Here is a 25758-nt window from a genome sequence, read left to right on the forward strand (position 1 = left end):
ACCCCCCGGCCCGTACCGCGCGTCGGGCCCTTCGTGTTGCCCACCCCGGACGGAAAGCGCCCCGAATGAGTCTGCACGGTCTGCTCGACGCCGTAGTCAAGGACACCGCCCTCACGGAAGCGATCAGGGCGGCCGCGGACGGCAACCGCATGCACGTCGACCTGGTCGGCCCTCCGGCGGCCCGCCCGTTCACGATCGCCGCCCTCGCCCGCGAGAGCGACCGCCCCGTCCTCGCGGTGACGGCGACGGGCCGGGAGGCCGAGGACCTGGCGGCGGCCCTGCGCTCCCTCCTCCCCCCGGAGGGCGTCGCGGAGTACCCCTCCTGGGAGACGCTTCCGCACGAGCGCCTCAGCCCTCGCAGCGACACCGTCGGCCGCCGCATCGCCGTCCTGCGCCGTCTCGCCCACCCCAGCGCCGACGACCCCGAGACCGGCCCGGTCTCCGTCGTCGTGGCCCCGATCCGCTCGGTCCTCCAGCCTCAGGTCAAGGGCCTCGGCGACCTCGAACCGGTGGCGCTGAGGACCGGCCGGACTGCCGACCTGAACGCCGTCGTGGACGCCCTCGCCGCCGCCGCGTACGCGCGCGTGGAGCTCGTCGAGAAGCGCGGCGAGTTCGCCGTACGAGGCGGCATCCTGGACGTCTTCCCGCCCACCGAGGAACACCCCCTGCGCGTCGAGTTCTGGGGTGACGACATCGAGGAGATCCGCTACTTCAAGGTCGCCGACCAGCGCTCCCTCGAAGTCGCCGAACACGGCCTGTGGGCCCCGCCCTGCCGCGAACTCCTCCTCACCGACGACGTCCGCGCACGCGCGCGTGCCCTCGCCGAACAGCACCCCGAGCTCGGCGAACTGCTCGGCAAGATCGCCGAGGGCATCGCGGTCGAGGGCATGGAGTCCCTCGCCCCCGTCCTCGTCGACGCCATGGAGCTGCTGCTCGACGTCCTGCCCAAGGGCGCCATGGCCGTCGTATGCGATCCGGAACGGGTACGCACGCGTGCCGCCGATCTCGTGGCCACGTCGCAGGAGTTCCTGCAGGCGTCCTGGGCGGCCACGGCCGGCGGCGGGGAGGCGCCCATCGACGTCGGCGCGGCCTCCCTGTGGTCCATCGCGGACGTCCGCGACCGCGCCCGTGAACTGGACATGATGTGGTGGTCGGTCTCGCCGTTCGCGGCCGACGACGAGGTCGACGCCGACACCCTCAAGCTCGGCATGCACGCGCCGGAGTCGTACCGCGGTGACACCGCGAAGGCCCTCGCCGACACCAAGGGCTGGCTCGCCGACGGCTGGCGCACGGTCTTCGTGACCGAGGCCCACGGCCCGGCCGCCCGCACGGTCGAGGTGCTCGGCGGCGAGGGCGTCGCCGCGCGCCTGGAGGCGGACCTGGGGGAGATCTCCCCGTCCGTCGTCCATGTCGCCTGCGGCTCGATCGACTACGGCTTCGTGGACCCCGTCCTCAAGCTGGCCGTCCTGACCGAGACCGACCTGTCCGGGCAGAAGGCGGCCGGCAAGGACGGCGCCCGCATGCCGGCCCGCCGCCGCAAGACCATCGACCCGCTCACCCTGGAGACGGGCGACTACATCGTCCACGAGCAGCACGGCGTCGGCCGCTACATCGAGATGGTGCAGCGGACCGTCCAGGGCGCCACGCGCGAGTACCTCGTCGTGGAATACGCCCCCGCCAAGCGCGGCCAGCCCGGCGACCGCCTGTACATCCCCACCGACCAGCTGGAGCAGATCACCAAGTACGTCGGCGGCGAGGCGCCCACGCTGCACCGCCTGGGCGGCGCCGACTGGACGAAGACCAAGGCACGCGCGAAGAAGGCCGTCAAGGAGATCGCGGCCGACCTGATCAAGCTCTACAGCGCGCGCATGGCCGCCCCCGGGCACGCCTTCGGAGCGGACACCCCCTGGCAGCGCGAGCTGGAGGACGCCTTCCCGTACGCCGAGACCCCCGACCAGCTCACGACCATCGCCGAGGTCAAGGAGGACATGGAGAAGTCGGTCCCGATGGACCGCCTGATCTGCGGCGACGTCGGTTACGGCAAGACGGAGATCGCGGTACGGGCCGCCTTCAAGGCCGTCCAGGACGGCAAGCAGGTGGCCGTACTGGTCCCCACGACCTTGCTGGTCCAGCAGCACTTCGGGACGTTCTCCGAGCGCTACTCGCAGTTCCCGGTCAACGTGCGTGCCCTGTCCCGCTTCCAGACCGACACCGAGGCGAAGGCCGTCCTGGAGGGCCTGCGCGAGGGCTCCGTGGACATCGTGATCGGCACGCACCGCCTGTTCTCCGCGGAGACGAAGTTCAAGGACCTGGGGCTGGTCATCGTCGACGAGGAGCAGCGCTTCGGCGTCGAGCACAAGGAGCAGCTGAAGAAGCTGCGCGCGAACGTCGACGTCCTGACGATGTCCGCCACCCCGATCCCCAGAACGCTGGAGATGGCGGTCACCGGCATCCGCGAGATGTCGACGATCACCACCCCGCCCGAGGAGCGCCACCCGGTCCTGACCTTCGTCGGCCCGTACGAGGAGAAGCAGATCGGCGCCGCGATCCGCCGCGAACTGCTGCGCGAGGGCCAGGTCTTCTACATCCACAACCGTGTCGAGTCGATCGACCGCGCGGCCGCCCGCCTGCGCGAGATCGTCCCGGAGGCACGCATCGCGACAGCTCACGGGCAGATGTCGGAGCAGGCCCTGGAGCAGGTCGTCGTCGACTTCTGGGAGAAGAAGTTCGACGTCCTCGTCTCCACGACGATCGTCGAGTCCGGCATCGACATCTCCAACGCCAACACGCTGATCGTGGAGCGCGGCGACAACTTCGGCCTCTCCCAGCTGCACCAGCTGCGCGGCCGGGTCGGACGAGGCAGGGAGCGCGGATACGCGTACTTCCTGTACCCCCCGGAGAAGCCGCTGACGGAGACGGCCCACGAGCGCCTGGCGACCATCGCCCAGCACACGGAGATGGGCGCCGGCATGTACGTCGCCATGAAGGACCTGGAGATCCGCGGCGCGGGCAACCTGCTCGGCGGCGAGCAGTCCGGCCACATCGCGGGCGTCGGCTTCGACCTGTACGTCCGCATGGTCGGCGAGGCGGTCGCGGACTACCGCGCCTCGCTGGAGGGCGCGGTCGAGGAGGAGCCGCCGCTGGAGGTCAAGATCGAGCTCCCGGTCGACGCGCACGTCCCGCACGACTACGCGCCCGGCGAGCGGCTCCGCCTCCAGGCGTACCGCTCCATCGCCTCCGCGAACACGGAGGAGGACATCAAGGCCGTACGAGAGGAACTCACCGACCGCTACGGCAAGTTGCCGGAGCCCGTCGAGAACCTCCTCCTGGTGGCGGGACTGCGCATGCTGGCACGCGCGTGCGGCGTCGGTGAGATCGTGCTGCAGGGCACCAACATCCGCTTCGCACCGGTGGAGTTGCGCGAGTCCCAGGAGCTGAGGGTCAAGCGCCTGTACCCGGGCACCGTCATCAAGCCGGCGGCGCACCAGGTGCTGGTGCCGCGCCCGAAGACCGCGAAGGTGGGCGGGAAGCCGCTGGTCGGGCGGGACCTGCTCGGATGGGTCGGGGAGTTCCTGACGTCGATCCTGGGGTCGTAGCCGCACGGTTTGCGCGCGGGTCGCGCACGGTTTGCGCCCGTGTGACTCCGGGGCCGCTTCCTGCCGCACCGTGGCGGGCATGGCCGCCGGGGGACGCGGGAGGCTCAGGCCACCGGACGTGCCCGCCCGGCCGTCGCCTCGGCCAGGGCGGCCGCCAGGCGGTCCCGTACCGCGGCCTGCGCCGCGATGCGCGCGTCCATCGCGGCGAGGCGGTCGAGGGCGACCCGGAGCGCCGTGTCGGAGGCGGGGCCTTCGGTGACGTCGCCGTCCAGGCACGGCAGGAACACGCGCACGTCGTCCAGGGTGAGGCCCACGTCCACGAGGCGCCGGATGTTGCGGACGCGGACGACGGCAGTGGTGTCGTAGCACCGATAGCCGTTCGCCGCACGCTCCGAGGCGATGAGCCCGGCCTGCTCGTAGTGCCGCAGGGCGCGCGGCGTCGTGCCGGTCGCCTCGGCGAGCTCACCGATGCGCATTCGGGGCTGTCCCGGAGGGTGCGGCAAAGGTCGTTCCACGCGGGCCAGTCTCACGCGACGACGGCGCCGCCGTCCACCGGAAGGACCACGCCCGTGACGAACGAGGCGTGCGGGGAGGCGAGTTGCGTGATCGCCCAGGCGACCTCGTCGGGGCGGCCGATCCGGCCCAGCGGGGTGTGCGCCAACTGCCACGCGCGGATCGCGGCACGCTGCTCGGGGGTGTGGCCGGCGTGATCGCCGATCGGCGTCTCGATCGCCCCCGGGGCCACGGCGGCCACCCGGATCCCGAGCGGGGCCAGCTCGACCGCCCAGCTCCGGGTGAGGACTTCGAGGGCCGCCTTCCCGGCCGCGTACAGGGAGTCGCCGGGCCAGGCGCGCTGGGCGACGGACGTCGTCACGTTGACGATGACGCCACGGCTGTCCTCCAGCGCCGGGAGGGCGGCCTGGGTGAGCAGGACGGGGGCGAGGAGGTTCGTGGCGAGCTGGGGCTCGACCGAGGCGCGGGTGTAGGTGCGCAGGGACTCGGTGCTGACGACGGCCGCGTTGTTGACCAGCACGTCGACGCGGCCGTACCGCTCCAGCGCCGTGGCGACGACGGTGTCGGGGCCGTCGTCGGCCGTGATGTCGACGGCGAGTGGTGTGATGCGGTCCGCGGCGTGGGCGGCTGTCTCCGCGAGGGGCGCGGGGCGCCGGCCCACGGCGAGGACATGCGCGCCCTCGGCCACGAAGGCGCGGGCGGTGGCGCGGCCGATGCCGGTGCCGGCCCCGGTGACGATGACGGTGCGACGATCTGCGGCGTTCATGGACCCGATGGTCGGACCTTGCCGCCAGTGTCAAGGTCAAGCGGGTGGCCGGGTGGCCGGGTGGCCGGGTGGCCGGGTGGCCGGGCGGGTGCCGGCCGGGCGGGCGAGCGGCCTAGCCGACGTCGGCCCGCACCTCGGTGTTCTGCCCGGTGTGCAGCAGCCACCTTCCGTCGTCCTGCTTCGTCATGACGTACAGCGGGGAGCCCTCCGTGTCGCCCTGCGGCGAGTGGTAGACCTGCCGGACCTTGACGGCCGCCACGTCGGGCCGCAGGAACCGGGCGTGCGCGACCTCGTAGGTGACCTCGCCGTCCCAGGTCGCGGTGGGCAGCACCGCGCGGGTGAACTCGGCGATGGCGTCGAGGCCGATGAGGACCTTGCCGTGGGCGGTGGTCCACAGGGCGTCGGGGTGGAAGAGGGCGAGGAAGCCGTCGGGGTCCTTGGCCCGCTGGGTGCGTTCGACGGCGGCGACGACTTCGGCGATGGCCTGGAGGTCCGCCTGTACGACGGCCTCCACGACGGCTGTGTGCGCGGTTTCGGTGGTCATGCGGATCACTCTGTGACCTCAAGTGGACTTGAGGTCAAGCGTTGTTCCGGGTTTCTGTCACCTGAGGTTCTGTCACCCGGGTTCTCTCACCAGGGGTTACGTCCCGGTCCGGAACAGCGTCGCCGCCAGCGTCCGGAACACCTCCTCCGGGTCCCTGTCGCCGACGGGGCCGTCCAGGTTGTGGCCGAGGAGCAGCGTGGCGAAGCCGTGGGCCAGGGACCAGGCGGCGATGCCGGCCAGGCGGGAGTCGATGCCGAGGTTCTCGGGCCCTACGGAGGAGACGGCGCCGCGCAGTGCGTCGCCGGCGAGGGTGCGGGCCGTGGTCAGTTCCAGGTCGTCGGCGCGCAACAGCTCGGGCGTGAACATCACCTGGAAGTGCGCGGGGTGCTCGCGCGCGAAGCGGACGTAGCGCACGCCCGCGTCCCTGAGGTCCGCCGCCTCGTTGAGCGTGCTCGCGAGCAGCCCGAACCCCTCGGCGGCGATCGCCGTGAGCAGTCCGGTGCGGTCCTTGAAGTGATGGGCCGGCGCCGCGTGCGAGACACCGGCGCGGCGGGCGAGGTCGCGCAGGCTCAGCGCGGACGGGCCGTCGGCGGCGATGACGTCCAGGGCCGCGGTGAGGATGGCGCGGCGCAGGTCACCGTGGTGGTAGGGGCGGCGGGAGGGTTTCTCGGGGGCCATGGTCAGCAGCGTACGCGCAATCTAGGCATTGACAAGTTCGGGCGGCGCCTGACAATCTTGTCAGTGTCAAGTTGCGGGGTGCCGGGAGTCCCGCGACATCGAGCCAGGGGAGTCGCGTCGTGGTGAATCAGGGCGGCGGTCCGGAATCGGGTCGCGTACGTCAGCTCTGGCACTTGCTGGAGCCGTTGCACGCGGTGCTGTACTACGCGCCGGAAGTCTTCGAAGAGGCCGCCGCGCTCGGATACCCCACCGAGGAACGCTGGCCGAGTTACTTCCCGTACCGGGCAGCGCCGTTGGGGGCGGTCGGCGGGGAGCGTGTCACGTCCGCCTTCTACAGCTTCAGTCCGCGCACGGTCGCCGAGCACATCGACCACGCGTGGAAGATCGCCGAGCCCGAAGCGCTGTTGCGGGCGAGGGCGCGGGGGATCGACCGGGCCTACCGCGCGATATTCGGCGCCCGGACGGACAGTAAGGAACTCGGGGAAGCCGCAGCCCTCGCCCGCCGCGCCGCCGAGGCCGCCGACACCGCGGGCCGCCCGCTCGCCGCGGCCCACGCCGCCCTGGACTGGCCGGAGGTCCCGCACCTCCAGCTCTGGCACGCGGCGACACTCCTGCGTGAACACCGGGGTGACGGCCACATAGCCGCCCTGCTGGTGGCCGGCCTCGACCCCGTCGAATCACTCGTGTCCTTCGCCGCGATCGGCGCCGCGTCCGTCGAGCGCTTCGAAAGCCGGGGCTGGAGCCCCGAGGAGTGGGCATCCGCCCGCGCCCGCCTGGCGGCCCGAGGTCTGGTCGACGCCGACGGTACGGCCACGGAGGCGGGCCGCGAGCTGCGCCGCACGGTGGAGGACCACACCGACCGGCTCGCCGCCGTGCCCTGGCGGGCGCTGAGCGCCGAGGAGTTGGACCGGCTCGTGGAACTGCTCGGCGAGTTCTGGGTGGCGGTGCTGTCCTCCGGTCTGCTGCCTTCGGAGACGACGCTGGGAATCGGGAAGGTGTGAGAGCGGACCGGGAAGGAGTGAGAGCGGACCGGGATGGTGCGAGAAAGCCGCCCGCAGGAGGTTGCTTCCCGCGGACGGCCCCTGTTCGCACGGTGATGCGGTGAAGGCCTGGCGTCTGCGGCCCTACTGCTGCTCGGGCCTGTCGCGGTCGCGGTCCAGGCCGAACTCGCGCTCCATGCGCTGCTGCGCGTCGTCGACCTGGCTCTCGTACTTGTTGCCCGACTTCTCGTTGGCCTTCCGCTCCGCGGTGTCGGACATGTCCCTGGCCTTGTCCTGCCCGTGGCGGTTCTTGAACCTGTCGAAGATGCCCATGCAGAGCTCCTTCCGGAGGTGATTCACCACTGACGATACGCCCGAGTTGGGAGGTATGCGCAGTTGACCTCCTTGTGGTCTGGACCTCCTGAACGCCGCCGCGCGCCGGGTCGCTACCGTGTGGACGACGGCGTACCAGGGAAAACCGCCTGTGCGGGGCGGAACGGGCAGCAAGGGGAGGGGCGCGGCGTGATGCGTCTGAGGGGCGGGGCGGCGAGCGCCGCGACGATGCTCGGCATGGTGCTGGCACTGACGGGTTGCGAGAACGTCGACCTGCCCGTGGACAGCGCACCCACCGACACCGCCCCCGCCCCGGGTTCCGGCCGCGCCGCGAGCCCGCTGGACAACCCCGACGGCACCAAACCGGGGCTCGCGCCCCTCACCTCGGACGCCGACCGCGCCGAGGCCCGGGCCCTCATCGAGAAGGTGGCCACCAAGGGCCGCGGCCCCAGGACGGGTTACGACCGGGACGAGTTCGGCTACGCCTGGATGGACTCGGCCCCGGGCGGCATCCCGTTCGCGCGCAACGGCTGCGACACCCGCAACGACCTACTCAAGCGTGACGGCGAAGACATCCGCTTCCGCTCCGGCTCGGACTGCGTCGTGACGTCCATGACGCTGCACGACCCGTACACGGGCCGGACGATCGAGTGGGTCAAGTCCCGCGCAACGGCCGTGCAGATCGACCACGTCATGCCGCTGTCGTACGACTGGCAGATGGGCGCCTCCCGCTGGCCGAAGGGTAAACGCCAGGACATCGCCAACGACCCCCTCAACCTCATGCCGGTCGACGGCCCGACCAACGGCTCCAAGGGCGACTCCGGTCCCGCGTCCTGGCTGCCCCCGAACAAGCGGATCCGCTGCTCGTACGCGGTGCGCTTCGCCCAGGTGTCGCTGAAGTACGAACTGCCGGTCACAGCCGCCGACAAGGAGATGATGCTGCGCCAGTGCGGAGGGTGAGGCGGGCCGGGCACGCGACGGAGTGCCGGTCGGCGGGCCCGAATCGGCTGGTGGGCGCGGTCACCCGGCCTCTACGGTGACGGGCATGGAGCTGAAGGTATCGAGCCTCGCCGAACGCCCCGAGATGCTCGGCCGGGTCGTCGGCATGGCGGACACCTGGCCGGAGTTCACGGTCCAGGACCCGGTGGGCAACGCCCACTACGGGCGCATCCCCCGCGAACTCCCGGAGTACGCGCTGTTCGCCGAGGACGAGCGGGGCGATGTCGTAGCCCACGCCTACAGCGTGCCCTTCGCCCTCGCCGCCGAGGGCCGCGGCCGACTGCCCGTCCGGGGCTGGGACGAGGTGCTGGTGTGGGCCTTCGCCGACCTGCGCAACGGCACCCGGCCCGACACGGTAAGCGCCATCTCCGTCGTCATCGCCCCGCATGCCCAGGGCGGCGGGCTGTCCGCGCGGATGCTCTCCGCGATGCGCGACAACGCCCGAGCCCACGGCTTCCACGAGGTCGTCGCGCCGGTCCGCCCCAGCGCCAAACACCTCGAACCGCACACTCCCATCGAGGAGTACGCCCGTCGCGTACGCCCCGACGGCCTGCCCCACGATCCCTGGCTGCGCGTCCACGCCCGCGCCGGCGCCACCGTCGACTCCATCGCCCCGGCCTCGATGACCGTCGCCGGCTCGCTGGAGCAGTGGCGCAGTTGGACCGGCCTGCCCTTCGACACCGCGGGCGACATCGAGGTGCCCGGCGCGCTGGTGCCGGTGCGGTGCGAGCCGGAGCGGGACTACGCGGTGTATGTCGAGCCCAACGTGTGGATGCGGCACCCGCTCTGAGCCGGAAGCCGACCCTCCGCCACCTGCGCCGTCCAACGAAGTGATCAGCACGACAACGGTTCGGTACAACCGGTGACCGTTTGTCGGTGTCGACCTATACGCTCGAAGCGACAATCGCACGATCGAGGTTGTCCCGCACCGGGCAGGGGGCCGACCCCGCACGCCCATCTCAGGTAACAGGAGCAGCCATGCAGGGCCACGGCTACACGCAGCCGGTGAAGGAGCCGCCGCCGACGGGGTGGCTGGTCTTCCTGCGCGTGTTCTTCGTCGTGCTCTCGGTGCTGAGCTTCGGCCTGCTGATGTGGGTGATGATGCTGCGCCTGGCCATCGTGACCCGCAGGGCGCTGGACTGGTGCCTGTTCGTGGCGTCGATCCTGGTGGAGTTCCTCGGCCTCTACCTGATGGGTTCCGAACCAGGCGACGAGATCCACACCCCCGGCGGCTGGACGGGCCTCGCCCTGGTCATGGGCGGCCTCGTGGCGTCGATCGCGTACTACCTCTCCGCCGACATACGCCACTTCCACCAGCTCCGCTTCCCCGGCTACGCCACGCAGCGGCCCCCGGCCCCGGCGTACGGCTATCCCCAGGCCCAGGCCCAGTCGCCGTACACCGCGACGACCGTGCCGCAGTCACGGCCGACACCCCAGACGCCGGTTCCCCAGACTCCGGTACCGCAGCCGCCGATGTCCCGGACCCCCGTACCACCGCCCCCGCAGCGCCCCGCGCCCGCGCGCATCGACCAGGTGCGCGCCGAGCTCGACGAGCTCAGTGACTACCTGCGCCAGCACGACGGCCGGCAGGACGGCAACCCCGAGGGCGGAAGGTGACCGTGGCGGCAGGACGTGTCGTCGCCGGCCGCTATGAACTGTCCACGCTCATCGGACAGGGCGGCATGGGCCAGGTCTGGACGGCGTACGACCAGCGGCTCGACCGGCGCGTGGCCGTGAAGCTGCTGCGCCCCGACAAGGTGGCCGGGCAGGAGGCGGACGAGCTGCGCCGCCGGTTCCTGCGCGAGTGCCGGGTGACCGCCCAGGTCGACCACCCCGGGCTCGTCACCGTGCACGACGCGGGCAGCGAGGACGAGGAGCTGTTCCTCGTCATGCAGTACGTCGACGGCGTCGACCTCTCCGCCCATCTCGCCGAACACGACCCGTACCCCTGGCAGTGGGCGGTCGCGGTCGCCGCGCAACTGTGCGCCGTGCTGAGCGCCGTGCACGCCGTGCCGATCGTCCACCGCGACCTCAAGCCGCGCAACGTGATGGTGAAGCAGGACGGCACGGTCACCGTCCTCGACCTCGGCGTCGCCTCCGTCATGGACGCCGACACCACCCGCCTCACCCACACCGGCACGCCCATCGGCTCGCCCGCCTACATGGCCCCCGAGCAGGCGATGGGCGGCGCGGTCGGCCCGTACACCGACCTGTACGCACTCGGCGTGGTACTGCACGAACTCCTCAGCGGCGACGTGCCGTTCTCCGGCTCGACGGCGCTCGGCGTGCTGCACCGGCACCTGTACGAGCCACCGCTGCCCGTGCGCCGCATCCGCCCCGAGGTCCCCGAGGCACTCGAAGCCCTGGTGCTGCGCCTGCTCGCCAAGGACCCGCAGCACCGCCCCGCCTCCGCGCAGGAGGTGTACGAGCACCTCGCGCTGCTCCTGCCCGCGCGCGGAACGCCCACCGGGGCGCCCCTCGACCCCACCCGCCCCTTCCTGCGCCCCCATGCTCCCTGGCCGGACCGGGCCCGCACCCCCGCGCCCCAGCCCGCCCCCGCCACCCCCGTCACATCCGCCGACGAGAAGCCGGACGTCGCGCGCGCCGTCGACGAAGTCAAGCGCCTCCTCGGCGAGGGCCGTATCACCCAGGCCGTCGACATCCTCGGCGCGATCCTGCCCGCCGCCGCCGAACAGCACGGCGAGCACTCCCCGGTCGTCCGCACCCTGCGCAAGCAGTACGCGGCGACGCTCATGGACGACGGCCAGTACCGGCGCGCGCTGCCCGAACTGCGCCGGCTCGCCGACGAACGCGCCGCCGAGGCCGGTCAGGCCGACCCGCAGTCCCTGCGCTTCCGCTACGACGCCGCCCAGTGCCTGGAGCAGCTCGGCGAACCGGCGGCCGCACTCGCCGAGTACCGCGCGCTGCTGCCGTACTACGAGAACCAGTACGTCTCCGGCAACGACCACGAACTCGCCCACGACGTCCGCCGCCGCATCGGCCACCTCCTGCTCGCGCTCGGCGACCGCCCCGCCGCCCACGACACCCTGGCCCGCCTGCTGCTCGACGTGGAACGCCTGCACGGCCCGGCCCACCCGCTCGCGGCCGAGGTGCGCCGGACGCTGCAGTGGCTGGGACAGGTGCGCGGCTAGGCATGTGTGGCGTCGAGGCCCGCGTATTGAGGCCCGTGTGTCGAGGCCCGTGTGTCGAGGCCGGTCGCGTTGAGACACGCGCGCGTGGGTGCGGCGACGCCTCCGGGACGCCGACCGCTCCGCGCCGGCGACCGCTCCGGGACGCCGACCGCTCCGGGACGGCGTTCGCTCACCTTGAGGGCCGTGCGGGTGGCGCGGCGGTGCCGGAAGTCCTGATGAATCGTTGGTCGAATGGGTTGGCCAGAGCTTGCCCACTGCCTACCATCGATCACCGCAAGACTTTGTGCACCGCCGCACAAGCTCTCCTCGGGAGGTCTCCTTGCACCGCCGCCGTCGCACCGCGCTCCTTCTCTCCGCCGCGATCGCCGCGGCGCCGCTGCTCACCGCCTGCGGGAACGATGCGCATCCCGGTGCGGCGGCCGTCGTCGGCGGCCAGCGCATCACCGTCGCACAGCTCGAGAACAGGGTGAGCGAGGTCCGTGCCGCCCAGCGCGCGGCCGTACCGGACGACGCCCAGTACGCGCAGGTCATCGCCAAGTCCGGCAGCCTCCCCCGGGACGTCCTGCACACCATGGTCCTCGACGAGGTGCTGCACCGCGCCGCCCAGGACGCCGGGGTGACCGTCACCCGCAAGGAGCTCCAGCGGATGCGCACCGACCTGGAACAGCAGGTCGGCGGCGCCAAGGCGCTGGAGGCGGCCTGGCTCCAGCAGTACGGCATCCCGCCGCAGCGCCTCGACGAGAACCTCCGCCTCCAGCTTGAGGCCCAGAAACTCGCCGAAAAGCTCGGCACCGACACCGGCAAGCCCGCCTTCTGGAACGCCCTGACCGAGGCGGCCAAGAAGCTCGACATCGACCTCAACCCGCGGTACGGCACCTGGGACGTCCAGAAGAACAGCCGGGCCGACGCGAAGACGCCGTGGGTGCGCGAGGTGACGGCTACGGGGACGCAGCAGACGATGTAACGGTACGGCGGTCCGACCGGGGGACACCGGCGCTCCCCGGGGGACAACCTCGGCCCCACCAGGGACAACCTCGGCCCCACCAGGGACAACCTCGGCCCCACCAGGGACGTCGTCGGCCCCACCAGGGACGTCGGCGGAGCCACCCGGCCTGTGGATAACTCGGGGGTCCGTCCGCGTCGTGGGTTACGTTCGGATCGTGAACGCAACCAGCCCCGAAGCCGCCCCCGGCCACATCGTCCTGCTCACCACCAGCCACCGTGTCGCGCCCGGCCTGCTGTCCTGGCCCGCCTGGCAGGCGCTGCACGGCGCCGACCGTGTGCTGTGCGCGGACGGCGCGCATCCGCAGCTGCCGTATCTGCGCGAGGCAGGGATAGCGGTCGACGAGGCCGCCCCGACCGCCGAGGAGCTCATCGCCGCGTGCGCCGGCGGCCACACCGTCGTCGTCGTGGCCACGGGCGAGGGCGAGCCGGCGCTCACCGACGGCCTGGCACGCCTCGCCGGTTCCGGACGCGTCAGCATGCCGGAACTGGAACTGCTCCCCGCCTCCTACGACCTGCCCGGCGCCCGCCTCCTCGACCTCGTCCAGGTCATGGACCGCATCCGCGCCGAGTGCCCGTGGTCCTCCCAGCAGACCCACAAGGGCCTGGCGAAGTACGGCATCGAGGAGGCGTACGAACTCGTCGAGGCGATCGAGGACGGTGACCGCGACGAACTCCGCGAGGAACTGGGTGACGTCCTGCTCCAGGTCGTCTTCCACGCCCGCATAGCCGAGGAGGACCCGGACGCCCCCTTCTCCATCGACGACGTCGCCGCCGGCATCGTCACCAAGCTCATCCACCGCCACCCCCACGTCTTCGGGGACGAGACGGCGACGACGCCTGAGGAGGTCAAGGAGCACTGGCTGCGCACGAAGGCGGTCGAGAAGCAGCGGGAGTCGGTGACGGAGGGCATCCCCCTGGGCCAGCCGGGCCTCGCCCTCGCGGCGAAGCTGGCGTCGCGGGTGCGGACGGCGGGACTGCGGGTGGACCTGCCGACAGGCGAGGGCATCGGTTACGAGCTGCTCGCGATGGCGGTGCGTGCGGAGGCGGCCGGGGTGGACCCGGAGGCGGCGCTGAGGGTTGCCGCTCGGGCTTACCGGGATGCCGTGCGGGCTGCTGAGGGGATGTCCGCTTAGCGCCCCCGTAGTCAATTAGTGCCGGCGTAGCCACCGAGTGCCGGCGTAGCCACCGAGTGCTGGCGTAGCCACCGAGTGCCGCCCTGGCAGCGGGCGGGGCCGGAGGCGAGGGGGCGGCCGGTGCGATCGTGGAGCGGCCGGCAGGGCGTGGCCCTCGACAAGGCCGCTGCCGCGAGCCCCACAGGGCAACCCCGACCCCCCGCCTCCTGGCCACCCTCGGGGCCGCGCCCCCACCGACGCTCCGGATACCGTCGAGGAGTGACCGACCAGCCCGCCCCCACCAGCACCGCGCCCGAACCCCCGGACCTCTTCACCTGGGAGTTCGCGACCGACCCGTATCCCGCCTACGCCTGGCTCCGCGACCACGCGCCCGTGCACAGGACCCGCCTCCCCAGCGGCGTGGAGGCATGGCTGGTCACCCGGTATGCCGATGCCAAGCAGACGCTCGCCGACAACCGGCTCTCCAAGAACCCGGCCCACCACGACGAGCCGGCCCACGCCAAGGGCAAGACCGGCATCCCCGGTGAGCGCAAGGCCGAGCTCATGACGCATCTGCTCAACATCGACCCGCCGGACCACACCCGACTGCGCCGACTGGTCAGCAAGGCGTTCACCCCGCGCCGTGTCGCCGAGTTCGCGCCGCGCGTGCAGGAGCTCACGGACAGCCTGATCGACGGGTTCGCGGAAAAGGGCAGCGCCGACCTGATCCACGAGTTCGCCTTCCCGCTGCCCATCTACGCCATCTGCGACCTGCTCGGCGTCCCCCGCGAGGACCAGGACGACTTCCGGGACTGGGCGGGCATGATGATCCGTCACCAGGGCGGCCCCCGGGGCGGCGTCGCGCGGTCCGTGAAGAAGATGCGCGGCTATCTCGCCGAGCTCATCCACCGCAAGCGCGAGGCGCTCCCCGACGCCCCCACCCCCGGCGAGGACCTCATCTCCGGTCTCATCCGGGCCTCCGACCACGGCGAGCACCTCACCGAGAACGAGGCCGCCGCCATGGCCTTCATCCTCCTGTTCGCCGGCTTCGAGACGACCGTCAATCTCATCGGCAACGGCACCTACGCCCTGCTCACCCACCCCGAGCAGCGCGCCCGCCTCCAGGAGTCCCTGACCGCCCACGACACCGCCCTCCTCGAGACCGGAGTGGAGGAACTCCTCCGCTACGACGGCCCCGTGGAACTCGCCACGTGGCGCTTCGCCACCGAGCCCCTCACCATCGGCGGGCAGCACATCGCACCCGGCGACCCCGTCCTCGTCGTCCTGGCCGCCGCCGACCGTGACCCGGAGCGGTTCGCCGACCCCGACGTCCTCGACCTCGGCCGCCGCGACAACCAGCACCTCGGTTACGGCCACGGCATCCACTACTGCCTCGGCGCCCCGCTCGCCCGCCTGGAGGGCCAGACCGCCCTCGCGACGCTGCTCACCCGGCTCCCGGATCTGCAACTCGCGGTGGACCCGGCCGAGTTGCGGTGGCGGGGCGGCCTCATCATGCGTGGACTGCGCACGCTGCCGGTGAAGTTCAGCCCAGTTGAGTGAGTACGTCCGTCTGGCAAAGGTGACACGCGCTCATGTCTGTGATCTTCACGTGATCTGCGCGGCATTAACTTGTGACAAGTGATCGCCTGCCTATACGTTCACGGATCAACGACGGCGCACCGGCTTTACGCGCCGCGGTCACTGCTGTCTCGCGAAAGGCCCCTGCATGCTCTCCGGGAACGGTCGTCACCGTCGCCCCCGTCAGGCCCCGGCACTTCTGGTCGCGGCCGGAGTGACCGGCTCCGCCATCGCCATCCCGCTCCTCGGGGCCACGGGCGCGAGCGCCGCCGACGGCACGGTCTGGGACAAGGTGGCCGACTGCGAGAGTGGCGGATCCTGGAGCGCGGACACCGGTAACGGGCGCTACGGCGGACTTCAGCTGACGCAGGAGGACTGGGACAAGTACGGCGGTCTCGACTACGCCGCGAGCCCCGACCTCGCGAGCCGCTCCCAGCAGATCTCCGTGGCCCAGAACATCCTGGCGGACCAGGGCGTCGGCGCCTGGCGCACCTGCGGGCTGCTCAGCGGGCTCACTCAGGAGTCCGGTTCCGTCGACCTCGACACGGGCGTCGCGGAGGACTCGCCGTCCGAAGTGTCTGGATCCTCCGGATTGCTCGATTCATCCAACTCGTCGAATCCGGACACTTCATCGGGCTCGACGGGCTCAACGGGCTCGACAGGCTCAACGGACTCGTCAAACTCGGATGATTCGTCTGGTTTGCTCAATTCTTCTGGCTCGTCCGACAGCTCCTCGGATGTTTCGTCCGACTCCTCCGGAGACTCTCCCTCTTCACCTTCCTCGTCCCCTGAGGCGGACAGTTCCAAGAAGTCCGAAAAGTCGCCCGAGGTGGAGGCCGCGCAGTCGCCCGACGACTCGCCCGCCGAGACGCCCGAGAGTGGCCATCAGGACAACTGGCAGCAGGAGGCGGGCTCCTGGAGTCTGGTCGACACCGGAGCGCTCGACGGCGGAGCGGCCGGTTCCGGGCGCCACCGCGGTGCCAGCGCCGAGGAGAGCGAGACTGTCGACGGCACCGCCAAGTCGAGCGGTCGCCACGCCTCGTACAGCGTCCGTGCCGGTGACACTCTCGCGTCCATCGCCGACTCCCTTGACCTCGACGGCGGGTGGCGTGCGCTGTACGACGCGAACAAGGACGCCATCGGTACTGACGCCAACCACATCTTCCCCGGTCAGACCCTGGACGTCCCCGCCGAATAAGGGCTGAACGGGGCGAAAAACTGCGGGAGTTCGCGTCATGATTCGCACCTGAATGTCCGTTTTAGATGCAGTGAGAGATAGATCTCAGAAGCCCTGATCGTCTTTGAAATTCCGCGAATCGCGTGTCTACGGTCATGACCGCTCGCCACCAGAGCGAGCCCCGACAGCCGTCACGCCGAATCCTGCCGGCGGCCGTACGGGAACAGTCGTCGCGTCAAGCGCCGTAGGCAGGAGCGGGGGACCCAAGGTAAGCGCCGGGTCCGGCAGTTGAGGCCCTTCGGGGCCGCACGGCCGGAGTCGGCTAGGGGTTAAGTCGCGCACCGGACACCAGCGGTGCGCGGCCGGGCAACTCAACCGGCCCGAACCCGACAGCTCACCTCGCAGGCGTCGGTGAGGGGATCTCTCCATGCTGTTTTCCAGCAAGGGCAAGCACCGTCGTCCGTCCAAGGCCGCTCGCGCCATCGCCGTCGTCGGCGTCACCGGCGCCGCCGCCGTCGCGGCCCCGCTGATGGCCGCCGGCAGCGCCTCGGCCGCCACCGCCTCCGAGTGGGACGCCGTCGCCCAGTGCGAGTCCGGCGGCAACTGGGCGATCAACACCGGCAACGGCTACTACGGCGGTCTGCAGTTCTCCGCCTCCACCTGGGCCGCGTACGGCGGCACCAAGTACGCCTCCACCGCCGATCAGGCCACCAAGGCCCAGCAGATCGAGATAGCCGAGAAGGTCCTCGCGGGCCAGGGCAAGGGTGCCTGGCCGCACTGCGGCACCGGCCTGTCGAGCGCCGCCTACTCCGGCTCCTCGTCGAGCGACTCCTCGCAGGGCTCCGAGGCCACCACGCGCTCCACCGAGCAGCAGCCGGCCTCCCGCTCCGCCGAGCGTCCGGCCGCCGAGAAGAAGACCGTCACCACCCCGACCGGCAAGAAGGTCAAGAAGGGCGACGGCGAGTACAAGGTCGTCAAGGGCGACACCCTCAGCTCGATCGCGCAGGAGCGCGACGTCAAGGGCGGCTGGGAGAAGCTGTTCCAGCTCAACAAGGACATCGTCGAGGACGCCAACCTGATCTACCCGGGTCAGCAGCTGCACCTGAAGTAATCCGGGAAGCAGTACGGGGCCGGCGGCTGAACCCGAGCGCCCTCCCCTCCGTGGACCTCATGGCGAGAACCACGTGAGGGCGACGCCGCCCCCGTCCTCACGGACTCCCCGCCCCGGTGCGTGTTCCCCCGTACGCACCGGGGCGGGGTTTTCTCTGCGCCCGTTCTTCCACCCGGATTCGTTCCGGATTCGTTCCGGATTCGTTTTCTGTTCGTCATCCGGAAGCCTCTTTGTTCCGCACGGGAACAATGTGTACCGTCAGTCTGTCCACGGGACGGTCGCTCGCCGACCGATGTCCCGGAGGCGGTTAGGCTCTAGGCGCACGGCCACGTGCCGCGCACCACCAGCGTCACATCGCGTCACATCCCAAGAAGGAGATGCTCGTGCCGTCCATCGACGTCGTCGTAGCCCGGGAAATCCTGGACTCCCGAGGCAATCCCACGGTCGAGGTCGAGGTCGGCCTCGACGACGGCAGCACGGGTCGTGCCGCCGTCCCGTCCGGCGCCTCCACCGGCGCCTTCGAGGCCATCGAGCTCCGCGACGGCGACCCGAACCGCTACCTCGGCAAGGGCGTCGAGAAGGCCGTCCTGGCCGTCATCGAGCAGATCGGCCCGGAGCTGGTCGGCTACGACGCCACCGAGCAGCGCCTGATCGACCAGGCCATGTTCGACCTGGACGCCACCGACAACAAGGGCTCCCTCGGCGCCAACGCCATCCTCGGCGTCTCCCTCGCCGTCGCCCACGCCGCCTCCGAGGCCAGCGACCTCCCGCTGTTCCGCTACCTGGGCGGCCCGAACGCGCACCTGCTGCCGGTGCCGATGATGAACATCCTGAACGGCGGCTCGCACGCCGACACCAACGTAGACATCCAGGAGTTCATGATCGCCCCGATCGGTGCGGAGTCCTTCTCCGAGGCGCTGCGCTGGGGCGCCGAGGTCTACCACACCCTCAAGAAGGTGCTGAAGCGCAAGGGCCTGAACACCGGCCTCGGCGACGAGGGCGGCTTCGCCCCGAACCTGGACTCCAACCGCGCCGCCCTCGACCTCATCCTCGAGGCCGTCAAGGAGGCCGGCTACACCCCCGGCGAGCAGATCGCCCTGGCCCTCGACGTCGCCGCCTCCGAGTTCTACAAGGACGGCGTCTACGTCTTCGAGGGCAAGGAGCGCTCCGCCGCCGAGATGACGGACTACTACGCCGAGCTCGTCGACGCGTACCCGCTGGTCTCCATCGAGGACCCGCTGTTCGAGGACGACTGGGACGGCTGGAAGACCATCACCGAGCGCCTCGGCGACAAGGTCCAGCTCGTCGGCGACGACCTGTTCGTCACCAACCCCGAGCGTCTGGCCCGCGGCATCGAGGAGGGCGCGGCCAACGCCCTGCTGGTCAAGGTCAACCAGATCGGCTCCCTCACCGAGACCCTGGACGCCGTCGAACTGGCCCAGCGCAACGGCTTCAAGTGCATGATGTCCCACCGCTCCGGCGAGACCGAGGACGTCACCATCGCCGACCTCGCCGTCGCCGTGAACTGCGGCCAGATCAAGACCGGCGCCCCGGCCCGCTCGGACCGCGTCGCCAAGTACAACCAGCTGCTGCGCATCGAGGAGATCCTCGACGACGCGGCGGTGTACGCCGGGCGCAGCGCGTTCCCGCGCTTCAAGGGCTGAGGACCTGACCCTCACCGGGTTAAGGCTTAGCCAGTCGTACGTACGTCCCCGTACTCGGTCCCGTACCGTGTGCGGGGACGTACGCGCGTGAAACGGGAGGCGGGACATGGCCGTCAAGGACCGGGACCGGTTCTCCACCGCGACCAGGATCCGGTTGCTCGGCGAGCAGACGGCTGCCCGTGTCTACCGCTCCCAGACCAAGCGGCAGGCCCGGCGCTCCAGGCTCACCGGACGCGCCGCCCTGCTCGCGCTGGTCGTCTGCTCCATGGTCGTGGCGCTCGCCTACCCCATAAGGCAGTACGTCTCCCAGCGCGCCGAGATCGCCGATCTGCAACGGCAGAAGCAGGAAGCCGCCGAACGGGTCGAGCAGCTGCGCGACACCAAGGCACGCTGGCAGGACGACGCCTACGCCGAGCAGCAGATCCGGAAGCGACTGCACTATGTGATGCCCGGGGAGACCGGTTACGTCGTGATCGACCCGGACGCGGCCAAGCAGTCGCGGACCGACCTGGGCGCGGCCGACCGCCCCTGGTACACGAACATCTGGGACGGGGTCGACAAGGCCGACGCCGCCGACCACTGAGACCAGCGAGACCAGCGAGACCAGCGAGACCAAGGAACCGGCGAGACCAGCGAGACCGGCGCACCGATCGTCCGAACCGATGGTCCGAGCGATCGTCAGGACCGGCCGACGGATCGCCGGTGAGAAACCGATAGAAAGACAGGCATGGAAACGCCCCCGCCGCCCACCCCGCGCACCGAGCCCACCGACGCGGACGTCGAGGCATTCAAGCAGCAGCTCGGGCGTCCGCCGCGCGGCCTGCGCGCGATCGCGCACCGGTGCCCGTGCGGACAGCCGGACGTGGTCGAGACGGCCCCGCGCCTGCCCGACGGCACGCCCTTCCCGACGCTGTACTACCTGACGTGCCCCAAGGCGTCGTCGGCGATCGGCACGCTGGAGGCGAACGGCGTGATGAAGGAGATGACGGCCCGGCTGGAGAGCGACCCGGAGCTGGCCGCCGCCTACCGTGCCGCGCACGAGGACTACATCCGGCGCCGTGACGAGATCGACGAGCTGAAGGGGTTCCCGAGCGCGGGGGGCATGCCGGACCGGGTGAAGTGCCTGCACGTCCTGGTCGCCCACTCGCTGGCGGCCGGTCCCGGGGTCAACCCACTGGGCGACGAGGCGCTCGCGATGCTGCCCGAGTGGTGGCGCAAGGGAGCCTGCGTGACGCTTCCGGAGAAGGCCGAGAAGGCCGAGAAGGCCGAGAAGGGCGAGAAGGCCGAGAACGGCGAGAAGTCCGAGGAGGACGACCAGTGAGCCGCGTCGCCGCCATCGACTGCGGTACCAACTCCATCCGGCTTCTCGTCGCCGACGTGGACCCCGCCACCGGGCACCTCGTCGACCTGGACCGCCGTATGACGATCGTCCGTCTGGGCCAGGGCGTCGACCGCACGGGCCGGCTCGCTCCCGAGGCGCTGGAGCGGACCTTCGCCGCCTGCCGCGAGTACGCGGCGATCATCAAGGAGCACGGCGCGGAGCGGCTCCGCTTCGTGGCCACCTCCGCCTCGCGGGACGCCGAGAACCGGGACGAATTCGTGCGCGGGGTCCTGGACATCCTGGGCGTCGAGCCCGAGGTCATCACCGGGGACCAGGAGGCGGAGTTCTCCTTCACGGGCGCGACGAGGGAGCTGGCGGGACGCGAGGACCTGCACCGGCCCTACCTCGTCGTGGACATCGGCGGCGGGTCCACCGAGTTCGTCGTCGGCGAGGAGCACGTCCGGGCGGCACGGTCCGTGGACGTCGGCTGCGTGCGGTTGACCGAGCGCCATCTGGTCCGCGACGGCGTCGTCTGCGACCCGCCCTCCACGGAGCAGATCGCGGCGATGCGGGCCGACATCGAGGCGGCCCTCGACCTCGCCGAGGAGACGGTGCCCCTGCGCGAGGCGCGCACGCTGGTGGGCCTCGCCGGTTCGGTCACCACGGTCTCGGCGATCGCCCAGGACCTGCCGGAGTACGACTCGACCCGCATCCACCACTCCCGGATCACCCACGACCGGGTCCGGGAGATCACCGACTGGCTCCTGCGCTCCACCCACGCGGAGCGCGCGGCCGTACCGTCCATGCACCCGGGGCGGGTCGACGTCATCGCGTCGGGCGCCCTGGTGCTGCTCGCGATCATGGAGCGGATCGGCGCCGAGGAGGTCGTCGTCAGCGAGCACGACATCCTCGACGGCATCGCGATCAAAGCGGCAGAGGACGCCCGATAGCGTTCAGCGGCACTCCTCGGTTGGTGACGGCGGTGGCGTTTGCCACGTACTACACCCGGAGCCGGCAGAGTCCCGACGGGCCGGTGAGTTTCTTGACGTCGGCGTCCTCGCGGTACGGGTCCTCGCCGAGTGCGGTGAGCGCAGTCAGGATGCGCATGGCGTCGGGCCGGCTGATGGCCCGGAGCTGCCGCTGCGCCGCCGTGGTGAACCGGAAGGCGTACTTCACGCCGTCTCGCCGTCATGCTCGGTGAACAGATCCGCCAGTAGTTCCGCCATCGTCACGGTGGGACCGTCCTCGGCCAGGACCGCTTCGGCTTCACGCGCCAACATCACGTCGGCCGCTTCCTCCAGCGCTTCGAAGTCCGCGATCGGCACCACGGCCGCCACCGGAGCGCCGTTGCGCGTGATGACCGTCGGAACGCCTTCCTCGGCCCGATTGATGTGGTCCGCGAGGTGCGCGGCTGACACGGAACGGCCCCGTCACCTCCGAGGAGGTGACGGGGCCGTCGTCTATGCCCATGTGGGCTGTCCGTCAGTTGCAGAGGAGGACGATGAGGCCGCTGCACCCCCCGTCGTCACCGTGGTGGCCGTGGTGGTGGCCGTGGCCGCCGTGGCTCGGACTCGCCTTGGCGACCGTGGCCTTCGCGGCGACGTGGTGGGTGGGTGCGGCCGCGGCGGAGGCGGCCGACGCTGCCCCCAACGCCAGGGCAATGCCCAGGGCAGCGCCGACAGAGACTATTCGCGCGGTGGCCCGCTTGAGGGCCTGGTGTGTAGTGATCATGGCTGCACGTTATGCACGCTTGTGTCCGAGCGCGCGCGGAATGTGGCTGACGGGTGAACGGTGGCGCGGGTCGCTGTCCGAGGAGGGTTCGGGTCTCGTTTGTTACTGGCTGGTAGCCGTCGGTTGAGCAGGTCGGCTAGCGTATGAGCGTCTCGGAAGGGGGCTGGTGGGTCCTCGCGTGACGCCTCGAAAGCCCCCGCCGAAGAAAGTTCGTGAAGTTCTTCACAAGGAATTCGGCCCAGTCGAAGCACGGAAGGCTGCCGGTTGACCCTTCCGAGGGGTGAACAGGCCCTTGAACATGTTCAGATGGACGGTGTATGGAGGGGCGAGGAGTCCGCCGCCGAAGGTCGTTTCCGTCCGCTCACAGGGGGTCCGGCGACCTAGAGAGGCAGCTCACGCGGCATTGACAACGGGTCGTGCCGTGTACGGGTTCCCGACCGTGGACATGACCTGCGTCACGCGGGCCGGGGAGTGTAGCACAGGGCATGCAAGAGCTTGTGAAGGGGCGCACGAGCGACCCCCCTGGAGCGGGTGGATACTCGATGGCATGAGCACCACGGAGCGTCCCAGGATCCTCGTAGTAGGCGGTGGGTACGTAGGCCTGTACGCAGCTCGGCGCATTCTCAAGAAGATGCGCTACGGCGAGGCGACCGTCACGGTCGTCGACCCCCGGTCGTACATGACCTACCAGCCCTTCCTCCCCGAAACCGCCGCCGGCAGCATCTCCCCGCGCCACGTCGTCGTCCCGCTGCGACGCGTGCTGCCCAAGGCGGAGGTCCTCACCGGCCGGGTCACCACCATCGACCAGGACCGCAAGGTCGCCACGATCGCCCCGCTGGTGGGCGAGGCGTACGAGCTGCCCTTCGACTACCTGGTCATCGCGATGGGCGCGGTCTCCCGCACCTTCCCGATCCCCGGCCTCGCCGAGCAGGGCATCGGCATGAAGGGCATCGAGGAGGCCATCGGCCTGCGCAACCACGTGCTGGAGCAGCTGGACAAGGCCGACTCCACGACCGACGAGGAGATCCGCCGCAAGGCGCTCACCTTCGTCTTCATCGGCGGTGGCTTCGCGGGCGCGGAGACCATCGGCGAGGTCGAGGACATGGCCCGCGACGCGGCGAAGTACTACACCAGCGTGTCCCGTGAGGACATGCGGTTCATCCTCGTCGACGCCGCCGACAAGATCCTCCCCGAGGTCGGCCCCAAGCTCGGCCAGTACGGCAAGGAGCACCTGGAGGCCCGCGGGGTCGAGGTCTACCTCTCCACCTCGATGGACTCCTGCGTCGACGGCCACGTCGTGCTGAAGAACGGGCTCGAGGTCGACTCCAACACGATCGTCTGGACCGCCGGCGTCAAGCCGAACCCGGCCCTGTCCCGCTTCGGTCTGCCGCTCGGCCCCCGCGGTCACGTCGACTGCGAGACGACGCTCCAGGTCAAGGGCACCGACTACATCTGGGCCGCGGGCGACAACGCCCAGGTCCCGGACCTCGTCGGCCGCAAGGCGGGCAACGACAACGCCTGGTGCCCGCCGAACGCCCAGCACGCGCTGCGCCAGGCCAAGGTGCTCGGCGACAACGTGATCTCCGGTATGCGGGGCTTCCCGCAGAAGGACTACGAGCACGCCAACAAGGGTGCGGTCGCCGGTCTCGGCCTGCACAAGGGCGTGGCGATGATCGTCATGGGCAAGATGAAGATCAAGCTCAAGGGCCGGCTGGCGTGGTACATGCACCGTGGCTACCACGGCATGGCGATGCCGACCTGGAACCGCAAGATCCGCGTCTTCGCCGACTGGACCCTCGGCATGTTCCTCAAGCGCGAGGTCGTGGCGCTCGGCGCGCTGGAGTCCCCGCGCGAGGAGTTCTACGAGGCGGCCAAGCCGGCGCCGGTCGCTGCCGCGAGCAAGGCCGAGAAGGGCGAGAAGGCCAAGGCCTCCTGACCTCCTCCGGTCGCTGAACCACACCGAAGGACCTCCCGCCATCCGTGGTGCGGGAGGTCCTTCGGCTTTCGCCGCCTCCGTAACGGTTGTTTGCCCAGCCGTAACGCGCGTGGGGGACTGCGTCCCACCCCCGCAGGTGTTTACGTGGTGTTGGACATTCCGGGATTCGTCGTCACGGAGGTGTGCGCCATGGCTGACGCCGCGCTGCGGCTGCAGGTCCTTCTCGAACAACTGCTGGGAACACCCCTCCCGGTGCGCATCCGCGCCTGGGACGGTTCACAGTCGGGGCCGCCGGGTGCGCCGACACTCGTCGTCCGCAACCGCCGTGCCGTGCGCCGACTGCTGTGGAAGCCGGGCGAACTGGGCCTGGCACGCGCCTGGGTGGCCGGTGACCTGGAGATCGAGGGGGACCTGTACGCCGCCCTCGACCTGCTGTCGGGACTGGTGTGGGAGCGGGGTGAGGACGCCCGCGGCCTCACGGAGACCCTGCGCGATCCCGAGGCACGCGCCGCCGTCCGCGGCCTCGTCCAGCTCGGCGGCGTCCCGCTGCCGCCCGCACCGCCGCCCGAGGAGGTCCGCCGGCGCCGCGGCCACCTGCACACCAAGCGCACCGACAAACGCGCCATCAGCCACCACTACGACGTCGGCAACGACTTCTACGAGATCGTCCTCGGCCCGTCCATGGTGTACTCCTGCGCCTACTGGTCCGCCCCGCCCCCGCAGGGCACCCTGGAGGCCGCCCAGCGCGACAAGCTCGACCTCGTCTGCCGCAAGCTCGCCGTCAGACCCGGCCTGCGGCTGCTCGACGTCGGCTGCGGCTGGGGCTCCATGGCCGTGCACGCCGCCCGCGAGTACGGCGTGAGCGTCGTCGGCATCACCCTCTCCCACGAGCAGGCGGCCTACGCCCGCAAGCGCGTCGCCGACGAGGGGCTCACCGACAAGGTGGAGATCCGCGTACAGGACTACCGGGACGTCGCCGACGGGCCGTACGACACCATCTCCTCCATCGGCATGGCCGAACACGTCGGCGCCGAGCGGTACCTGGAGTACGCCGATGTGCTCCACCGGCTCCTGAAGCCCGGGGGCCGCTTGCTGAACCACCAGATCGGGCGGCGCCCGCAGCGGGACGAAACCTCCTACCGGGTCGACGAGTTCATCGACTCCTACGTCTTCCCGGACGGCGAGCTCCAACCGATCGGCGTCACCGTCACCCAGCTCGAACGCGCCGGCTTCGAGGTGCGGGACGTGGAGTCGATCCGCGAGCACTACGGCCTGACCCTGCGCCGCTGGGTCGCCAACCTGGAGGCCGACTGGGACCGGGCCGTCCAGCTCACCAGCCCGGGCCGCGCCCGCGTCTGGCGGCTGTACATGGCCGCGTGCGCGCTGGCCTTCGAGCACAACCGCATCGGCGTCAACCAGGTGCTGGCCGTCAGAACGCCCGACTCCGGTGACTCCGGGATGCCGTTGCGCTCCCGCACGTGGAGCGAGCCCGAGCGCACTTGATCCGGACGCAAGCGCAAGGGCCGGGCCTCCCCGTCGCGGGGATGCCCGGCCCTTCGGTG

General features: G+C 70.9%; 24 protein-coding genes, 1 pseudogene and 1 riboswitch. Of the genes and pseudogenes, 17 read left to right on the forward strand and 8 right to left on the reverse strand.

The window, feature by feature from the left end; genetic code table 11:
* The first annotated feature begins 65 nt into the window (after window positions 1-65).
* On the forward strand, window positions 66-3596 hold the full coding sequence (gene mfd / locus ABZ078_RS04605) for a transcription-repair coupling factor (RefSeq protein WP_356571563.1): 3531 nt from the start codon (window positions 66-68) through the stop codon (window positions 3594-3596).
* A 104-nt stretch (window positions 3597-3700) separates the two neighbouring features.
* On the opposite strand, the gene ABZ078_RS04610 is transcribed toward mfd, so the two are convergent.
* The 4 genes from ABZ078_RS04610 to ABZ078_RS04625 form a co-directional block, all read right to left on the reverse strand.
* Complete coding sequence (locus tag ABZ078_RS04610) at window positions 3701-4072, reverse strand: MerR family transcriptional regulator (protein ID WP_356571565.1); 372 nt, start codon at window positions 4070-4072, stop codon at window positions 3701-3703.
* 50 nt (window positions 4073-4122) lie between these two features.
* The gene (locus ABZ078_RS04615) at window positions 4123-4875 is read right to left on the reverse strand and encodes an SDR family oxidoreductase (RefSeq protein ID WP_356571567.1); all 753 of its coding nucleotides are present in this window, start codon (window positions 4873-4875) and stop codon (window positions 4123-4125) included.
* Between the two features lie 112 nt (window positions 4876-4987).
* The gene (locus tag ABZ078_RS04620; RefSeq protein WP_356571569.1) at window positions 4988-5419 is read right to left on the reverse strand and encodes an SgcJ/EcaC family oxidoreductase; all 432 of its coding nucleotides are present in this window, start codon (window positions 5417-5419) and stop codon (window positions 4988-4990) included.
* A 96-nt stretch (window positions 5420-5515) separates the two neighbouring features.
* On the reverse strand, window positions 5516-6097 hold the full coding sequence (locus tag ABZ078_RS04625; protein ID WP_356571571.1) for a TetR/AcrR family transcriptional regulator: 582 nt from the start codon (window positions 6095-6097) through the stop codon (window positions 5516-5518).
* A 119-nt stretch (window positions 6098-6216) separates the two neighbouring features.
* Here ABZ078_RS04625 and ABZ078_RS04630 point away from each other — a divergent pair, with 119 nt between their 5' ends.
* Window positions 6217-7098 carry a hypothetical protein gene (locus ABZ078_RS04630; protein ID WP_356571573.1) on the forward strand — a complete coding sequence of 294 codons (882 nt, stop codon included), beginning with the start codon at window positions 6217-6219 and terminating at the stop codon, window positions 7096-7098.
* Window positions 7099-7221: 123 nt separating this feature from the next.
* On the opposite strand, the gene ABZ078_RS04635 is transcribed toward ABZ078_RS04630, so the two are convergent.
* Window positions 7222-7410, reverse strand: coding sequence for an antitoxin (locus ABZ078_RS04635; protein ID WP_356571575.1), 189 nt, complete (start codon window positions 7408-7410; stop codon window positions 7222-7224).
* Window positions 7411-7602: 192 nt separating this feature from the next.
* Between ABZ078_RS04635 and ABZ078_RS04640 the strand changes: the two genes are divergently transcribed.
* The 13 genes from ABZ078_RS04640 to ABZ078_RS04700 all read left to right on the forward strand — a co-directional run bounded on the left by ABZ078_RS04640 (window position 7603) and on the right by ABZ078_RS04700 (window position 21479).
* On the forward strand, window positions 7603-8370 hold the full coding sequence (locus ABZ078_RS04640) for an HNH endonuclease family protein (protein WP_356571707.1): 768 nt from the start codon (window positions 7603-7605) through the stop codon (window positions 8368-8370).
* A gap of 85 nt (window positions 8371-8455) precedes the next feature.
* The gene (locus tag ABZ078_RS04645) at window positions 8456-9199 is read left to right on the forward strand and encodes an N-acetyltransferase (RefSeq protein ID WP_356571577.1); all 744 of its coding nucleotides are present in this window, start codon (window positions 8456-8458) and stop codon (window positions 9197-9199) included.
* Window positions 9200-9387: 188 nt separating this feature from the next.
* Window positions 9388-10026 carry a hypothetical protein gene (locus tag ABZ078_RS04650; RefSeq protein WP_356571579.1) on the forward strand — a complete coding sequence of 213 codons (639 nt, stop codon included), beginning with the start codon at window positions 9388-9390 and terminating at the stop codon, window positions 10024-10026.
* A 38-nt stretch (window positions 10027-10064) separates the two neighbouring features.
* A complete protein-coding gene (locus ABZ078_RS04655; RefSeq protein ID WP_356571709.1) occupies window positions 10065-11561 on the forward strand; it encodes a protein kinase in 1497 nt (498 codons plus the stop codon).
* A gap of 319 nt (window positions 11562-11880) precedes the next feature.
* Complete coding sequence (locus ABZ078_RS04660; RefSeq protein ID WP_356571581.1) at window positions 11881-12525, forward strand: SurA N-terminal domain-containing protein; 645 nt, start codon at window positions 11881-11883, stop codon at window positions 12523-12525.
* 196 nt (window positions 12526-12721) lie between these two features.
* Entirely contained in the window at window positions 12722-13699 is a 978-nt protein-coding gene (locus tag ABZ078_RS04665; RefSeq protein WP_356571583.1) for a nucleoside triphosphate pyrophosphohydrolase, read from the forward strand.
* Between the two features lie 258 nt (window positions 13700-13957).
* Window positions 13958-15238 (forward strand): cytochrome P450, encoded by a 1281-nt coding sequence (locus ABZ078_RS04670; RefSeq protein ID WP_356571585.1) that lies wholly within the window; start codon window positions 13958-13960, stop codon window positions 15236-15238.
* A 166-nt stretch (window positions 15239-15404) separates the two neighbouring features.
* On the forward strand, window positions 15405-16454 hold the full coding sequence (locus ABZ078_RS04675; protein ID WP_356571587.1) for a transglycosylase family protein: 1050 nt from the start codon (window positions 15405-15407) through the stop codon (window positions 16452-16454).
* A gap of 209 nt (window positions 16455-16663) precedes the next feature.
* Window positions 16664-16856, forward strand: a riboswitch (cyclic di-AMP (ydaO/yuaA leader).
* A 4-nt stretch (window positions 16857-16860) separates the two neighbouring features.
* Window positions 16861-17544, forward strand: a complete 684-nt coding sequence (locus tag ABZ078_RS04680) for a transglycosylase family protein (protein WP_356571589.1) — start codon at window positions 16861-16863, stop codon at window positions 17542-17544.
* 383 nt (window positions 17545-17927) lie between these two features.
* Window positions 17928-19208: a phosphopyruvate hydratase gene (gene eno / locus ABZ078_RS04685; protein WP_189782754.1), complete on the forward strand. Its 1281-nt coding sequence runs from the start codon at window positions 17928-17930 to the stop codon at window positions 19206-19208.
* 106 nt (window positions 19209-19314) lie between these two features.
* Window positions 19315-19791, forward strand: a complete 477-nt coding sequence (locus ABZ078_RS04690; protein WP_356571591.1) for a septum formation initiator family protein — start codon at window positions 19315-19317, stop codon at window positions 19789-19791.
* A 144-nt stretch (window positions 19792-19935) separates the two neighbouring features.
* Entirely contained in the window at window positions 19936-20529 is a 594-nt protein-coding gene (locus tag ABZ078_RS04695; protein ID WP_356571593.1) for a DUF501 domain-containing protein, read from the forward strand.
* Complete coding sequence (locus ABZ078_RS04700; RefSeq protein ID WP_356571595.1) at window positions 20526-21479, forward strand: Ppx/GppA phosphatase family protein; 954 nt, start codon at window positions 20526-20528, stop codon at window positions 21477-21479. The genes ABZ078_RS04695 and ABZ078_RS04700 overlap by 4 nt, the downstream gene beginning before the upstream one ends.
* A gap of 52 nt (window positions 21480-21531) precedes the next feature.
* On the opposite strand, the pseudogene ABZ078_RS04705 reads toward ABZ078_RS04700, so the two are convergent.
* The 3 genes and pseudogenes from ABZ078_RS04705 to ABZ078_RS04715 form a co-directional block, all read right to left on the reverse strand.
* Window positions 21532-21705, reverse strand: a pseudogene (locus ABZ078_RS04705) (type II toxin-antitoxin system RelE/ParE family toxin); the annotation flags it as partial.
* Window positions 21702-21947, reverse strand: a complete 246-nt coding sequence (locus tag ABZ078_RS04710; protein WP_356571597.1) for a type II toxin-antitoxin system prevent-host-death family antitoxin — start codon at window positions 21945-21947, stop codon at window positions 21702-21704. The gene ABZ078_RS04710 and the pseudogene ABZ078_RS04705, both read right to left, overlap by 4 nt.
* 64 nt (window positions 21948-22011) lie before the next feature.
* Entirely contained in the window at window positions 22012-22260 is a 249-nt protein-coding gene (locus ABZ078_RS04715; RefSeq protein ID WP_356571599.1) for a hypothetical protein, read from the reverse strand.
* A 547-nt stretch (window positions 22261-22807) separates the two neighbouring features.
* Here ABZ078_RS04715 and ABZ078_RS04720 point away from each other — a divergent pair.
* On the forward strand, window positions 22808-24196 hold the full coding sequence (locus tag ABZ078_RS04720) for an NAD(P)/FAD-dependent oxidoreductase (protein WP_356571601.1): 1389 nt from the start codon (window positions 22808-22810) through the stop codon (window positions 24194-24196).
* A gap of 189 nt (window positions 24197-24385) precedes the next feature.
* A complete protein-coding gene (locus tag ABZ078_RS04725) occupies window positions 24386-25699 on the forward strand; it encodes a class I SAM-dependent methyltransferase (RefSeq protein WP_356571603.1) in 1314 nt (437 codons plus the stop codon).
* Window positions 25700-25758: the final 59 nt, after the last annotated feature.

It is taken from the genome of Streptomyces sp. NPDC006385 (genome assembly GCF_040612485.1).
Classification (GTDB): domain Bacteria; phylum Actinomycetota; class Actinomycetes; order Streptomycetales; family Streptomycetaceae; genus Streptomyces.

Bases quoted from the DNA above. Each gene is read 5' to 3' on its own strand.
- mfd (WP_356571563.1), top strand. From the start codon at position 66: ATGAGTCTGCACGGTCTGCTCGACGCCGTAGTCAAGGACACCGCCCTC.
- ABZ078_RS04610 (WP_356571565.1), bottom strand. From the start codon at position 4,072: ATGCGCATCGGTGAGCTCGCCGAGGCGACCGGCACGACGCCGCGCGCC.
- ABZ078_RS04615 (WP_356571567.1), bottom strand. From the start codon at position 4,875: ATGAACGCCGCAGATCGTCGCACCGTCATCGTCACCGGGGCCGGCACC.
- ABZ078_RS04620 (WP_356571569.1), bottom strand. From the start codon at position 5,419: ATGACCACCGAAACCGCGCACACAGCCGTCGTGGAGGCCGTCGTACAG.
- ABZ078_RS04625 (WP_356571571.1), bottom strand. From the start codon at position 6,097: ATGGCCCCCGAGAAACCCTCCCGCCGCCCCTACCACCACGGTGACCTG.
- ABZ078_RS04635 (WP_356571575.1), bottom strand. From the start codon at position 7,410: ATGGGCATCTTCGACAGGTTCAAGAACCGCCACGGGCAGGACAAGGCC.
- ABZ078_RS04640 (WP_356571707.1), top strand. From the start codon at position 7,603: ATGCGTCTGAGGGGCGGGGCGGCGAGCGCCGCGACGATGCTCGGCATG.
- ABZ078_RS04645 (WP_356571577.1), top strand. From the start codon at position 8,456: ATGGAGCTGAAGGTATCGAGCCTCGCCGAACGCCCCGAGATGCTCGGC.
- ABZ078_RS04650 (WP_356571579.1), top strand. From the start codon at position 9,388: ATGCAGGGCCACGGCTACACGCAGCCGGTGAAGGAGCCGCCGCCGACG.
- ABZ078_RS04675 (WP_356571587.1), top strand. From the start codon at position 15,405: ATGCTCTCCGGGAACGGTCGTCACCGTCGCCCCCGTCAGGCCCCGGCA.
- ABZ078_RS04680 (WP_356571589.1), top strand. From the start codon at position 16,861: ATGCTGTTTTCCAGCAAGGGCAAGCACCGTCGTCCGTCCAAGGCCGCT.
- ABZ078_RS04690 (WP_356571591.1), top strand. From the start codon at position 19,315: ATGGCCGTCAAGGACCGGGACCGGTTCTCCACCGCGACCAGGATCCGG.
- ABZ078_RS04695 (WP_356571593.1), top strand. From the start codon at position 19,936: ATGGAAACGCCCCCGCCGCCCACCCCGCGCACCGAGCCCACCGACGCG.
- ABZ078_RS04715 (WP_356571599.1), bottom strand. From the start codon at position 22,260: ATGATCACTACACACCAGGCCCTCAAGCGGGCCACCGCGCGAATAGTC.
- ABZ078_RS04720 (WP_356571601.1), top strand. From the start codon at position 22,808: ATGAGCACCACGGAGCGTCCCAGGATCCTCGTAGTAGGCGGTGGGTAC.
- ABZ078_RS04725 (WP_356571603.1), top strand. From the start codon at position 24,386: ATGGCTGACGCCGCGCTGCGGCTGCAGGTCCTTCTCGAACAACTGCTG.